The organism is Sphingomonas sp., assembly GCF_036387535.1.
In the GTDB taxonomy this organism is placed as follows: Bacteria; Pseudomonadota; Alphaproteobacteria; order Sphingomonadales; family Sphingomonadaceae; genus Sphingomonas_R.
The window spans coordinates 1-12,839 of the sequence record NZ_DASVTO010000082.1; the positions used below are offsets into that span (position 1 = coordinate 1).

A 12,839-nucleotide genomic window follows, 5' to 3' on the forward strand; every position below is an offset into this window, starting at 1 on the left:
GCGACAACCAGGGTGCGATGGCAAGCCTGGCCGACGCCCCTTTCGGCATAGCCCTGCTGTGGCTGGTTGCGCTCGGACTGGCGGGTTATGCCGTGTGGCGACTGAGCGAGGCGGCATTCGATCCCGAAGGCCGCGGAGCGACGGCAAAGGGCGCGTTCGAACGTGCCGGCTCCGCTGTTAGCGGCGTGTCGCACGTCCTGCTGGCGGCCTACGCCGTCCGGCTCGCCCTCCATCGGGTATCGGCCGGTGGCCGGTCACCCGGCGATGACAGCGCGCAGGATAAGACCGCCTGGCTGATGGCGCAGCCCGGCGGCGTCTGGCTGGTGGGTCTGGTCAGCCTGGCGCTGTTCGGCGTCGCGGCGGCGCAGGCGATCAAGGCCTACCGCGCCAGTTTCCTCCGCAATCTGGGCGGCGATGTACCGGCGCCGGGCTATGTCCGCGTCGCGGGCCGCATCGGCTATACCGCCCGCGCCATCGTGTTCGCGCTGATCGGCTGGTTCTTCCTGCGTGCCGCGCACCATGCCGATGCATCCGAGGCCGGCGGCATGGGGCAGGCGCTCCGCCGTCTGCAGGCGCAGGATGACGGGCCGCTGCTCCTTGGCATCGTGGCCGCCGGCCTGTTCCTCTTCGGCCTCTACAGCCTGGTCGAAGCGCGCTTTCGCCGGATCCGGGTCCGCGTTCCGACCTCATTCCGCGCCTGACCCCAACGATCCCCGCGCAGCGTCGGCAACCAAGATCCCGGTTCAGGGAAGATCCCGGTTCAGGACGGTGCGCGCGCGGGCAGTGCATAGGCGATGATGGAATCCCCCAATCTGGTCCCCAGCGATCCGTGCCCGCCGGCCACCACGATCACGAACTGCCGCCCCGATACGGCCGACCGATAGGTCATCGGCGTCGCCTGCGCCCCGGCCGGCAACCGCGCGCGCCAGATCACCTGCCCGGTGGTGACGTCATAGGCGCGGAGATAATAATCCAGGGTCGAACTCAGGAAAGCCACGCCCCCGGCGGTCATCATCGGCCCGCCCAGCGTCGGTACGCCCATCTTGAAAGGCAGCGGGATCGGCGTCTCGTCGCGCGTCGTGCCGTTCTTGTGACGATAGACCACCTTGCCCGTCACCAGGTCCATCCCGGCGACATAGCCCCAGGGCGGCGCCTGGCACGGCAGACCGAGCTTCGACAGAAACGGATTCAGCGCCACCGCGAACGGGGCACCCGCATTCGGATTGAAGCCATGCTCGGCCGATCCACCGCGGTCCGATGATCCGGCGGGCCCGCCCTGCCCATCCTGGCGCGCATCGTTCCGCGGGATCAGCTGGTCGACGAACGCCATGTAATTGGGATGCGCGAACGCCACCTGCCGTACCGGGTCGATCGCCATACCGCCCCAGTCCATCACCCCGAAATTGCCCGGAAACACCAGTGATCCCTTCAGGGATGGCGGTGTGAACGGTCCATCATAACGCAGGCTCCGGTAGGTGATACGACACAGCAGCTGGTCGAACATCGTCGCACCCCACATATCGGCTTCACGGATGGGCCGATCGGGCATGAACGATGCGGTGGAAAAGGGTTGGGTCCGCGACACCCGGTCGCCCGGCGCAGGCCCGCCGGGCACCGGCCGTTCCACGACGGGATGGATCGCTCGGCCGGTCCGCCGGTCGAGGATGAAGATATTGCCGGTCTTGGTCGATTGCACCAGCGCCGGGGTCACCCCTCGACCGGGAATGGTCAGGTCGACCAGCGCCGGCTGCGCGGGCACGTCCATGTCCCACAGGTCGTGATGAACCGTCTGATAGACCCAGCGAACACGCCCGGTCGCGATGTCAAGCGCCAGGATCGCGCTTGAAAACCGTTCGGTCGCGGACGTACGTGCTCCGCCCCATTGGTCGATCGCACCGTTGCCCATCGGCAGATAGACCATGCCCAGCGCCTCGTCGGCTGCTGCGGTGCTCCAGCTGTTGGGTGTCGACGGAACATAATGCTGCCCGGCAGCGATCGGCGCGGTCGCATCCGGATTGCCCGGATCGAAGTTCCAGACCAGCCGACCCGTCGCCACGTCGAACGCGCGGATGACGCCGGATGGCATCCCCACGGCGGCATTGTCGAAGATCGCGCCGCCGACGATCACCAGCTTGCGCGTGACCAGCGGGGCGGACGTGAACTGGAACCAGCCCCCATTATAGTGCAGCGTGGCCGGGGCTAGGCTGACGCTGCCGCCCACGCCGAAGCTGCGACACATCCGGCCGGTACGCGCGTCGAGCGCGATCAGCCGCGCATCGTTGGTGGCCATCACGATCCGCTGCGGACAGTCCCCGCCCGGCGCGCGCGCGGCTCCCGCCCACCCCGCATCATGGTAGGAAACACCACGACATGTCAGATGCTGCAGGTTCGGCGGCGTCCGCATCGCAGGGTCGAACCGCCAGCGGGTCCGCCCCGTCTCCGCATCCAGCGCCAGCACCTGATTGTGCGGCGTACAGGCATAAAGCGTGTCGCCGACCTTGATCGGGGTCAGCTCATAGGTGAATTCCTCCGGATCGCCCTTGCGCCGCCCGTCGCCCATATGCGCCGTCCATGCGACCTGCAGCCGGCCGACATTGGCCGGCGTGATCTGCGCGAGGGGCGACCATTTGTCCCCGCGCCAGGATCGGCCATACGCGGTCCAGTCATCGTCGGGGACACCGGCATAGGCGGCGGGCACCGGCGTCCGCGCGCCGGGCAGTTGCCCGTCCTGATCGTGCCGCTCGCTGAACAGCGCGATCGCCGCGACCAGCCCCGCGCATGCCAGCGACAGGATCAGCGGCCCCGCCTTCCGCAACCAGCCCTGGCCCGCCGCATCGGGTCCAAGCCGACGCGTGATCCAAGGCGTTGCCAGCACGATTCCGATCAGGAACACGATATCGCCGCGCGGCACCAACGGCCACCAGTCGAAACCGACCTCCGCCAGTGCCCAACCCAGCGTGCCCAACACCACCACGGCGAACAGGTGCAGCGCGACAGCCCTGCGCCGCCAAAGCAGCCACGCGGTCACCATCATCGCGGCGCCGGCCACCGCATAATAGCCGCTGCCACCCACCGCGATCAGCCAGCCTCCGCCGATCAGGCTGCCCAGACCCAACAGCCCGATCACCGCTGCGATCACCCGCAACGCCCGGCTGCGACGGCGCACAGGCGCAGAGCCGATCCCCTGTTCCGCCATGACGCTGTCTCTCCGCAACCGCCGCGATCTCAAACGTTTAACCACAATGCGGGACGCGATACGAGCCGCAATGCCGTAACCTGCATCAGACAGCGGCTACCGGATTCGGGTTTGACCCAGGATCTTGAGAATATGGCGGAGAGGGTGGGATTCGAACCCACGGTACCTTGCGGCACAACGGTTTTCGAGACCGTCCCAATCGACCACTCTGGCACCTCTCCGCAGAGGTTCTGACGCCAACGCCACGGCGTCGGCGGCGGTCTGAGCGGCGGGCTCTAGCGGAGGCGAATGGCTTTGCCAAGGGCTACATGACGGCGCTTGCGAAGGCGGTGCGAGCCCCTAGATTAGACGAATGACAAAGACCTTCGCCTTTTCCCCGGAACAACATGCCGCCAGCCGGTCCGCGCCCGCGATCGCGCACGCCCGATTCGCGATCGGCGCGGTCGTGCGGCACCGCCTGTTCGAATTTCGTGGCGTGGTGTTCGATGTCGACCCGATCTTCGCGAACAGCCAGGAATGGTATGACGCCATTCCGGAGGATATCCGCCCGTCCAAGGACCAGCCCTTCTACCATCTGCTCGCCGAAAACGCCGACAGCAATTATGTCGCCTATGTCAGCCAGCAAAATCTGGTGGCGGACGAAAGCGACGAGCCGGTCGATCATCCTGCCATCTCCAGCCTGTTCGATGGCTATGAAGACGGCCGCTACTCGCTTCGGCGTGAACATCGCCACTGAGCGATGAACGGGGTGCGGGGATGCGCGCGCCGACAGCGGTGCTGTCCGTCATGATAGTACAGCCTGCTTGCGAAACGCCGTCGCGCCCCGCACTCTATCGCATATGGCTACTCATCCCCACACCCCCCGCCCTGCCCCGCCGCGCTTCGGCTTTGCGGCCCAGGTTTTTTTCGGGGTCGCGGTCGGCCTGATCCTGGGCTTTGTCGCGCGCGGCCTTGGCGGCACGCCTGACGCGCCGAACGCGCTCGCCCGGGCGCTCGAACTGACCGGATCGATCTTTGTCCAGTTGTTGCGGGCGCTGGTGCCGCCACTGGTCTTCACCGCGATCGTGGCATCGATCGCCAACCTGCGCAGTCTGGAGGGCGCCGCCGGCCTTGTCTGGCGCACGCTGCTCTGGTTCGGCATCACCGCCCTGATCGCGGTGACGATCGGCCTGACGCTGGGCACGCTGCTGCAACCCGGCGTCAATTCCGGTCTGGCGCCCGGGTCCGGCGCCGTTCCGGAGACGGCGGGCAGCTGGCTCGACTTCCTGAAGGGGATCGTACCCGCCAACCCGATCGGGCTTACCGTTTCATCGCACCTCGATGCCGGGGGCAAGGTCGCGACCAGCCTGTCGTTCAACGTGCTCCAGATCGTGGTGATCGGCATCGTCATCGGCATCGCCGCGGTCCGGGTGGGGGAAAAGGGTGATGCCTTTCTCGCCTTCAACCGCTCCTTCCTCGATATCGTCCGCAAGATCCTGTGGTGGGTCATCCGGCTCACCCCGATCGGCACGGCCGGCCTGCTCGGCACCGCGGTGGCCAAATATGGCTGGTCGACGCTGGCGCAGCTCGGCGCCTTTGCCGGCACCGTCTATATCGGTCTCGCGCTGGTCCTGCTGGTCGTCTATCCCGCCATCCTGCTGCTGAACGGGCTGTCGCCGCGGGCCTTCTTCGCCGGCGCCTGGCCCGCGATCCAGCTCGGCTTCGTATCACGTTCCTCGATCGGGACATTGCCTGTCACCGAAGCCGTCACGATCGCCAATCTCGGCGTGCCGGAGGATTATGCCGCCTTCGCCGTTCCGCTGGCCGCCACCACGAAGATGGATGGCTGCGCGGCAGTCTATCCCGCGGTCGCCGGGCTGTTCGTGGCGCAATTCTACGGCATTCCGCTGCATCTCAGCGACTATCTGCTGATCGCCTTCGTCTCCGTGGTCGGTTCGGCGGCGACCGCCGGGCTGACCGGAGCGATCGTCATGCTGACGCTGACCCTTTCCACGCTCGGGCTGCCGCTGGAGGGCGCGGGCCTGCTGCTTGCGATCGACCCGATCATCGACATGGGCCGCACCGCGATCAATGTCGCCGGCCAGGCGCTTGTCCCGACGGTCGTTGCCAAGCGCATGGGGATTCTCGATGAGGCGCGCTACAACTCGACCGCGGCTACCGGCCTGCCCGCCATCGCCTGAGTGGAAGTTTCACCATTTTGTTGACTTTGGCTCACCCAAAGGTTAGCCGCGCCTTTCTTCCGAACGGGGTTGGCACGCAGTCGATTCCCGCACCGGACCAGCTTTGAAGAAGTGATGAGGGCCATGTTCGCTATCGTGCGCACGGGCGGCAAGCAGTATCGCGTTGCCGCAGGAGACAAGATCGTCGTCGAGAAGATCGCGGGTGACGCGGGCTCGACCGTGTCGCTGGGCGACGTGCTGTTCGCCGGCAAGGACGGCGCAGCGCAGGATGTCGGTGGCCTCACCGTCTCCGCCGAAATCGTCGCGCAGGCGAAGGGCGAGAAGGTCATCATCTTCAAGAAGCGCCGTCGGCACAATTATCGCCGCAAGAACGGCCATCGCCAGCAGCACACCATCCTGAAAATCACCGCGATCGGCGATCACAAGGCCGAGCAGACGTCGGCGCCCGCCGCGTCGGCCGAAGCCTGATCCCCGCGAACCGGAGTAGAGAGACATGGCACATAAGAAAGCAGGCGGCTCCAGCCGCAACGGTCGCGACTCGGCCGGCCGGCGCCTTGGCGTCAAGAAGTTCGGTGGCGAAACCGTCATCGGCGGTAACATCATCGTGCGTCAGCGCGGCACCCGCGTCTATCCGGGCGTCAATGTCGGCATGGGCAAGGATCACACACTGTTCGCGCTGACCGAAGGCCGTGTCGCGTTCCACGAGGGCAAGCTGGGCCGCAAGTTCGTGCGCGTCGACGCCGCAATCATGGCGGAAGCCGCCGAATAATCGGACGATCATGGGTCGTCCACCGGTTGGGCGGCCCACCGATCCTGAACAAGGATCATGAGGGAGACGGGTCGCAAGCCCGGCTCCCTTTTTTGCGTCTCCTTCGCATGATCACGTCGCCGGGCCGTAACCCACACGGGATACCGGCCGGCGCAGGGATGGAGACGGGTGATGTTCGCACGGACCGAACGGCTGTTGCTGCGGCCGGGATGGATGGACGATGCGCCGGCCCTGGCCCGTGCGCTGGCGGACGTGCGGATCGCGCGCGGGTTAGCGACCATCCCCCACCCCTACGCGCTCGCAGACGCTCAGGCGCATCTCGGCACGGCCGATGTCCCCCGGTTGCCACGCATGCTGATCTTCGAACGGACTGGTGGCGCGCCGGACCTGGTCGGCGGTATCGGCCTGGTTGCCGATGGCGATCGCGCGACCCTGGGCTACTGGATACGGCCCGACCGCTGGCATCACGGCTTGGCGACGGAGGCCGGACGCGCGATGGTCGCAATCGCCGACATGCTGGGTCATGCCGAACTCGGCGCAACCTGCTTTCTCGACAATCCCGCATCGAGCGCCGTCCTGCGGAAGCTCGGCTTCGGGCGGACCGGCAATATCCGGAGTTGCGGCAGCCTCGGCCGCTCGGACCGGCCCCTCTGCCGCGACATGCGGCGCTCGGCCGCTGCGGTCGGCATGCCCCACCCCAGCGGCTACCGACAGGATTGTAAGAAAGCCGTGCCGGCCTGATCGGCTCCAGTCACTCCTGTCAGTAAGGCGACTCGGCTCATCCTACTGACAGGCCTGTAACCGGAGGTTCGTGCGTTCCCGCGGCACTGACAAGCCGGTCAACAGCGATTGGATATGTCGCTGCGGATCCCGCGGCCGCCACGCGTGGGACCGGCCGACAGGTTCCGCTCCCGAACCAGCGGCGCCCGGCTACTGGCACGGCGTTCGGCATCGGTGACCCGACGTTCGGCATCGGACGTCGGCTCCTGTGCCTCTGCCGATCCTGCTCGGATTGGCGCCGATCGACCGGTGCCAGGCCGGACCATCGTCAACCGTCGGTACGGGGGGCGAACGAAGATGACAGGCGACGTCCGTGCGGATCATACGCGCCGTACCTCCTGAGGCTGCGTCCACCGTCGTGCCGCAGCGACACGCGCCTTCAGGGGTTACGGTCCCACGAATGACCACTGATCCACCTCAGCCGGCGCAGATGCTTAGCCGGTCATTCTCATAGAGTTTCTATCACCTATAATGGGTGATGAATTGCGCCTAAGCCGTTGCGAAATCGCGCTCAGCCGACCGGATCAGCCCACGATCGTCCTCGTTCCAGGGGTGGAAGCCAGGCAGGAAAAAGGCGATCCACGGCCCCAACACGCGGCGAAGAATGCCCGGCTTCATGAACGCAGCCAGGAACAGGCCCCAGCCGGCCCGAACCCCCGTGATGCCGTCCTGAGCCAGCAGATCCAACGCGCCCTGTGTCCGCCCGACCAGGAAATGGTGGGTGACCAGCGCCATGACGCGGGCCTTGACCGACCAGCGCCGGCAGCGTGTCCAGCCGCGCGTCGCATGCAGCCACGTGTCATAGGCGACGCCCTTATGCTCGATCTCCTCGATGGCATGCCAACGCCACAGCGCGGCGCTCTGGGCGTCGGCGGCGGCCAGATGCGTCCGGTCGGCCAACAGCGCATGCGCCAGGATAGCGGTATAATGTTCCAGCGCGATCGTTGCCGCCAACGCCACGATCGGCGGCCGCGCGCGTATGACCCCCAAGCGGTCGTCGACGGCCTGTTCCAGCCTGCTGACATCATAGCCAGCATCGGCGACCCGACGATTGAAGGCGACATGCTCGCGGGTGTGCATCACCTCCTGCTTCACAAAGGCGGCGATTTCCGTCGCCAGCCGGGGCTCGGCTCCATCCCGGAACGCCCGCACCGATTCCACGAAAAACGCCTCGCCCTTTGGAAAGGTTACTGACAACGCGTTATAGATGGCGGTCTGGAACGGATCGCCGCCAAGCCAATGGCGATTCTGCTCCTGACCGCGCCCGAAACGGCGGTCGCGGGGGGTGATCGACAAATCGACAGGTGTGCGGGTAGGCATGACCGGACTCCGACGTAGAAGCGTTTTGACAAGGCTGTTAGTAGTATGGAACCAACACCAGTGTCAACAAGGACGCGTCTGACTGCGGCCGACAGCAAGGACGCCGCCATCGCCGCCGCGCGCGCGCTCCTGATCGAATCCGGGCCGCAGGCGGTCACGTTGAAGGCGGTCGCCGCGCGCATCGGCAAGAGCCACGCCAATCTGCTCCACCATTTCGGGTCCGCGGCGGGGCTGCAGAGCGCCCTGGCCGCCACCATGGCCGATCGCATCATCCTGCGCATCCGGGATGCCGTGCTGCAGGCCCGTGCCGGGGAAGTCGACCCGCGCGTGATCGTCGACCTGACCTTCGACGCGTTCGATGTCGAGGGTGCGGGCGCGCTCGCCTCCTGGATGATCCTGTCGGGCGATCGCCGTGCGCTCGATCCGATCATGGACGCCATTCATGCCATGGTGGAGGCGATCGGCGATCAGGATGGTCGTCCGGTCAAGGCACTGACACTGTCGTTGGTACTGACGGCGCTGGGCGACGCCCTGCTCGGCGGCCCTGTTTCCAAGGCCTTGGGCCTGCCCCGCTGGACCGCCCGGGAAATGGCGGTGATCCAGCTGCTCGCCATGTCGCTGCACAGCGGCGGCGATGCGGAAGAGGAGGACGGCGACCGCATGATCGACTGACATCCGAGTCAGCCCGGTGATGAACCCGCGAACTGTCCGCATCATGGTTCCGTTTTACGGCCTGATCGGCTAAGGGCGCCGCCATGCATTTCCTCGACCAGGCCAAGATCTTCGTTCGCTCCGGCGCTGGCGGCCCCGGCGCCGTCTCCTTCCGCCGTGAAAAATTCGTGGAATATGGCGGCCCGGACGGCGGCCATGGCGGCAAGGGCGGCGACATCATCTTCGAAGCCGTGGCGGGCCTCAACACGCTGATCGATTTCCGCTACACCCAGCATTTCCGCGCCCCGCGGGGCAAGGGCGGCTCGGGGTCCAACCGTACCGGCGCCGGCGGCGACGATCTGGTCATCCGTGTGCCTGTCGGGACGCAGATCCTGTCCGATGACAAGGAAACCGTGCTGCTCGACTTCACCGAAGCCGGCCAGCGCGAGGTTTTCCTGCGCGGCGGCGACGGCGGGCGCGGCAATGCCAGCTACAAGACATCCACCAATCGTGCGCCCCGTCAGCATGGCAGCGGCTGGCCGGAGGAAGAGGCCTGGGTCTGGCTGCGGCTGAAGCTGCTGGCGGACGCCGGGCTCGTCGGGTTGCCCAATGCCGGCAAATCCACCTTCATCAACGCCGTATCCAACGCCAATGCGAAGGTCGGCGCCTATCCGTTCACCACCGTCCGCCCGCAACTGGGCGTGGCGACCCATCATGGCCGGGAATTCGTCGTCGCCGACATCCCCGGCCTGATCGAAGGCGCCGCGGACGGAGCCGGCATCGGCGATCGGTTCCTGGGCCATATCGAACGCTGTCGCGTGCTGTTACATCTGGTCGACGCGACCGGGGACGATCCGATCGATGCGTGGCACATCGTCAATGACGAGCTTGCGGCCTATGGTGCCGGGCTGGAGGACAAGCCGCAGATCCTCGCGCTCAACAAGATCGACGCGCTTGCCGACAAGGATGTCACCAAGCTCGCGAAGTCGCTGGCGAAGGTCAGCGGCAGCAGGGTGATGCTGCTGTCCGGCGCGGCCGGAACCGGGCTGGAACCGGTGCTGGACGCCATCGTCGCCGCACTGGGGCCCACTCCGGACAAGGGTAACGCCACTACCGACACGGGGGAAGGTCCGCCGGCGGCCGCCTGGTCGCCGATCTGATCGGCGGGACGGACTGACGGTGTCACACCGCTTCGCCCCGGAGCAGTGCCCGCGGCTGATCGTGAAGATCGGCTCGGCACTGCTGGTCGACCCGGATGGCGCGATCCGCCGCGAGTGGTTGACAAGCGTGTCGGCAGACATCGCGGCGGCTCACCTGGCGGGTCAGCAGGTGGTGGTCGTGTCCTCGGGTGCGATCGCACTCGGTGCGCGGCGGTTGGGGCTGCCCAAGGGCGGCCGCGCTTCATTGGAGGATGCGCAGGCCGCCGCCGCCGTCGGGCAGATCGCACTGTCACAGATGTGGGCAGAACTGCTGGCCGGGTGCGGGCTGACCGCGGCGCAGATGCTGCTGACACTCGATGATCTTGAGGATCGCCGGCGTTATCTGAACGCCGCATCCACACTCGACCGGCTACTGACATTGAGGACGGTTCCGATCCTCAACGAAAATGACTCCGTGGCGACCGCGGAGATCCGCTTCGGCGACAATGACCGGCTGGCCGCGCGCGTGGCACAGGCGGCGCGGGCCCAGGGCGTGCTGCTGCTGTCGGACGTCGATGGGCTCTACACCGCCAATCCGCACCGCGATCCCACCGCGCGCCGCCTTGGCGAGGTCGTGCGGATCGATGCGCGCATCCGCGCTATGGCCGATGGCGGCTCCGCATCGGGGATGGGATCGGGCGGCATGGTGTCAAAGATCGAGGCGGCCCGGATCGCGCAGGCCGCCGGTGCCCATCTGGCGATCGCCAATGGCCAGGTCGATCACCCGATCGCCCGCTTTGTCGACACCGGTGAAGGTACGGTGTTCGTCGCCGATCCCGTCCGCGGCGGGCGCAAGATGTGGCTTGCGGGCCGGATGACGGTCCGCGGCGCGATCGAGGTCGATGCCGGTGCCGCCGCCGCTCTTGACAAGGGTGCCAGTTTGCTTGCGGCGGGTGCCGTGATGGTCAGCGGTCGGTTCGATCGCGGCGATGTCGTCGAAATTCGCGGTCCTGCCGGGCCGATCGCGCGGGGGCTGGCCGAATATGGCGCGGACGAGGCGCTGCGCATCGCCGGTCGGCGCTCGGCGGACCATGCCGGCATCCTGGGCTACGCCCCCCGTGCCGCGCTGGTTCACCGGGATCAGATGGTGCTATTGTGCCGCTGATCGCGATAACGGGCGGCACCGGCTTCGTCGGCGGTCATCTGCTGGCGCAGGCGGCGGCGAGTGGATACCCGGTCCGCGCGCTCACCCGCCAGCCCCGACCCAATCGCGCCGGGGTGACATGGGTGTCAGGAACCCTGGATGATCCCACCGCGCTGTTGCGGCTGGTGGAGGGTGTCGACGCCGTGATTCACGTCGCCGGCCTCGTCAACGCCGCCGACCGCGCCGGCTTCGCGGCCGGGAACATCGCCGGTACGCAGGCCATACTGACAGCAGCATCGGTTGCCGGCGTCCGACGCTTCATCCATGTCTCCTCCCTCGCGGCGCGCGAACCGGGGCTCAGCGATTATGGCTGGTCGAAGGCAGAGGCCGAACGGGTCGTACTGACATCCGATCTTGATCATGCCGTGGTGCGCCCGCCGGCCATCTATGGACCGGGTGATCGCGACATGTTCGAGCTGTTCTGGATGGCGGCGCGCGGCGTCGTGCTGTTGCCACCCGGCGGCCGCTTCTCGGTCATTGCGGCGGAGGATCTTGCCCGCTTGCTGCTGACTCTCGTGTCCACAACCGGTCGCGTCAGCCTTGAACCCGATGATGGAACGCCAAATGGCTGGGATCACAAGGATTTCGCGCGATTGATCGGAGCGGCGGTCGGGCGGGCGGTCCGGCCGATCGCCCTGCCCCGCGCGGTTCTTCGCACCGGTGCGGCCCTCGATCGCCTGATCCGCCGTGGCAATGCCCGGCTTACCGACGATCGTGTCAGCTACATGTGCCACCCGGACTGGGTGGTGCACCCCACCATGTCCGCGGAACCGTGGCAGCCGCTGATCCCGACACCTGCCGGCCTGCGCGCGACCGCATCCTGGTACCGCGCGCAGGGTTGGCTATGATCCGCCTTTTTGCCGCAATCGGCTGGCAGAGCTTCTCGCGACTGATTAAGGGACGCCCATGAACACGCGCCAACACACGTTCGAGAAAGTCGCCGAGCAGATCGAACCGTTCAACAAGAAACAGGTGGCGCTGACCGATGCCACCAGCTTCGCCGGTGATCTCGAATGGGACAGCTTGACCGTGATGGATTTCGTCGCGGCGATCGAGGACGAGTTCGACATCCTCATCACGATGAACATGCAGGCCGAGATCGAAACGATCGGGCAGCTGGTCGATACGGTGCAGAAGCTGAGCCCGGCGGCATGACCGACGCATCCCAGACACCCGACGCGTTCGCTCTGGCGGATACGCTGCCCAACCCGACCCCGCGCGATCTGCTGTCGAAGTTCGATGGCCTGATCGCCGAGCGTCAGGCGCTGCTCGATACCGGTGTCCGCGATCCGTTCGCGATCGTGATGGAGAAGGTGCTGTCGCCCACCTTGGCGGTGATCCAGGGGCGGGAGACGATCCTGCTCGGCACCTATAATTACATGGGGATGACCTTCGACCCGGATGTGGTTGCCGCCGGCAAGGACGCGCTCGACCGTTACGGTGCAGGCACGACCGGAAGCCGGGTTCTGAACGGCACCTATCAAGGTCACAAGGCGTGTGAAGATGCGTTGCGCGAATTCTACGGCATGGAAAGTGCCATCGTATTTTCCACGGGATATCAAGCCAATCTAGGCGTTATCTCGACTTTGTGTGCGAAGGG

Annotated in this window: 14 protein-coding genes and 1 tRNA gene; 12 read left to right on the forward strand and 3 right to left on the reverse strand. The window is 66.6% G+C overall.

What is annotated here, in order from left to right:
* Positions 1-701 (forward strand): DUF1206 domain-containing protein (locus tag VF649_RS07485; protein WP_331011337.1); only part of this gene is annotated, 701 nt, incomplete at its 5' end.
* Between the two features lie 59 nt (positions 702-760).
* Here the strand turns inward: VF649_RS07485 and VF649_RS07490 are convergent.
* Entirely contained in the window at positions 761-3,196 is a 2,436-nt protein-coding gene (locus VF649_RS07490) for a membrane-bound PQQ-dependent dehydrogenase, glucose/quinate/shikimate family (RefSeq protein WP_331011338.1), read from the reverse strand.
* A gap of 133 nt (positions 3,197-3,329) precedes the next feature.
* Positions 3,330-3,417 (reverse strand) — tRNA-Ser (locus VF649_RS07495).
* Between the two features lie 131 nt (positions 3,418-3,548).
* Between VF649_RS07495 and hspQ the strand changes: the two genes are divergently transcribed.
* The 5 genes from hspQ to VF649_RS07520 all read left to right on the forward strand — a co-directional run bounded on the left by hspQ (position 3,549) and on the right by VF649_RS07520 (position 6,886).
* Complete coding sequence (hspQ, locus tag VF649_RS07500) at positions 3,549-3,932, forward strand: heat shock protein HspQ (RefSeq protein ID WP_331011339.1); 384 nt, start codon at positions 3,549-3,551, stop codon at positions 3,930-3,932.
* A gap of 103 nt (positions 3,933-4,035) precedes the next feature.
* A complete protein-coding gene (locus VF649_RS07505; RefSeq protein ID WP_331011340.1) occupies positions 4,036-5,376 on the forward strand; it encodes a dicarboxylate/amino acid:cation symporter in 1,341 nt (446 codons plus the stop codon).
* Positions 5,377-5,499: 123 nt separating this feature from the next.
* Positions 5,500-5,844, forward strand: coding sequence for a 50S ribosomal protein L21 (rplU, locus tag VF649_RS07510; protein WP_331011349.1), 345 nt, complete (start codon positions 5,500-5,502; stop codon positions 5,842-5,844).
* A 25-nt stretch (positions 5,845-5,869) separates the two neighbouring features.
* Complete coding sequence (gene rpmA, locus VF649_RS07515) at positions 5,870-6,145, forward strand: 50S ribosomal protein L27 (RefSeq protein WP_331011341.1); 276 nt, start codon at positions 5,870-5,872, stop codon at positions 6,143-6,145.
* Between the two features lie 171 nt (positions 6,146-6,316).
* Positions 6,317-6,886, forward strand: coding sequence for a GNAT family N-acetyltransferase (locus VF649_RS07520; RefSeq protein ID WP_331011342.1), 570 nt, complete (start codon positions 6,317-6,319; stop codon positions 6,884-6,886).
* A gap of 528 nt (positions 6,887-7,414) precedes the next feature.
* Here VF649_RS07520 and VF649_RS07525 read toward each other — a convergent pair.
* Positions 7,415-8,245, reverse strand: coding sequence for a metal-dependent hydrolase (locus VF649_RS07525; protein WP_331011343.1), 831 nt, complete (start codon positions 8,243-8,245; stop codon positions 7,415-7,417).
* A gap of 45 nt (positions 8,246-8,290) precedes the next feature.
* Here VF649_RS07525 and VF649_RS07530 point away from each other — a divergent pair, with 45 nt between their 5' ends.
* The 6 genes from VF649_RS07530 to VF649_RS07555 form a co-directional block, all read left to right on the forward strand.
* Positions 8,291-8,917, forward strand: coding sequence for a TetR/AcrR family transcriptional regulator (locus VF649_RS07530; protein WP_331011344.1), 627 nt, complete (start codon positions 8,291-8,293; stop codon positions 8,915-8,917).
* Between the two features lie 83 nt (positions 8,918-9,000).
* The gene (gene obgE / locus VF649_RS07535; protein WP_331011345.1) at positions 9,001-10,056 is read left to right on the forward strand and encodes a GTPase ObgE; all 1,056 of its coding nucleotides are present in this window, start codon (positions 9,001-9,003) and stop codon (positions 10,054-10,056) included.
* A gap of 13 nt (positions 10,057-10,069) precedes the next feature.
* Positions 10,070-11,200, forward strand: a complete 1,131-nt coding sequence (gene proB / locus VF649_RS07540; RefSeq protein WP_331011350.1) for a glutamate 5-kinase — start codon at positions 10,070-10,072, stop codon at positions 11,198-11,200.
* Complete coding sequence (locus tag VF649_RS07545) at positions 11,191-12,087, forward strand: SDR family oxidoreductase (RefSeq protein WP_331011346.1); 897 nt, start codon at positions 11,191-11,193, stop codon at positions 12,085-12,087. Before proB ends, VF649_RS07545 begins: the two co-directional genes overlap by 10 nt.
* A 58-nt stretch (positions 12,088-12,145) precedes the next feature.
* Positions 12,146-12,394, forward strand: coding sequence for an acyl carrier protein (locus VF649_RS07550; RefSeq protein WP_331011347.1), 249 nt, complete (start codon positions 12,146-12,148; stop codon positions 12,392-12,394).
* Positions 12,391-12,839 (forward strand): aminotransferase class I/II-fold pyridoxal phosphate-dependent enzyme (locus tag VF649_RS07555; protein WP_331011348.1); only part of this gene is annotated, 449 nt, incomplete at its 3' end. The genes VF649_RS07550 and VF649_RS07555, both read left to right, overlap by 4 nt.

Bases quoted from the DNA above. Each gene is read 5' to 3' on its own strand.
- VF649_RS07520 (WP_331011342.1), top strand. From the start codon at position 6,317: ATGTTCGCACGGACCGAACGGCTGTTGCTGCGGCCGGGATGGATGGAC.
- rpmA (WP_331011341.1), top strand. From the start codon at position 5,870: ATGGCACATAAGAAAGCAGGCGGCTCCAGCCGCAACGGTCGCGACTCG.
- obgE (WP_331011345.1), top strand. From the start codon at position 9,001: ATGCATTTCCTCGACCAGGCCAAGATCTTCGTTCGCTCCGGCGCTGGC.
- rplU (WP_331011349.1), top strand. From the start codon at position 5,500: ATGTTCGCTATCGTGCGCACGGGCGGCAAGCAGTATCGCGTTGCCGCA.
- VF649_RS07525 (WP_331011343.1), bottom strand. From the start codon at position 8,245: ATGCCTACCCGCACACCTGTCGATTTGTCGATCACCCCCCGCGACCGC.
- VF649_RS07550 (WP_331011347.1), top strand. From the start codon at position 12,146: ATGAACACGCGCCAACACACGTTCGAGAAAGTCGCCGAGCAGATCGAA.
- VF649_RS07530 (WP_331011344.1), top strand. From the start codon at position 8,291: ATGGAACCAACACCAGTGTCAACAAGGACGCGTCTGACTGCGGCCGAC.
- VF649_RS07490 (WP_331011338.1), bottom strand. From the start codon at position 3,196: ATGGCGGAACAGGGGATCGGCTCTGCGCCTGTGCGCCGTCGCAGCCGG.
- hspQ (WP_331011339.1), top strand. From the start codon at position 3,549: ATGACAAAGACCTTCGCCTTTTCCCCGGAACAACATGCCGCCAGCCGG.
- VF649_RS07505 (WP_331011340.1), top strand. From the start codon at position 4,036: ATGGCTACTCATCCCCACACCCCCCGCCCTGCCCCGCCGCGCTTCGGC.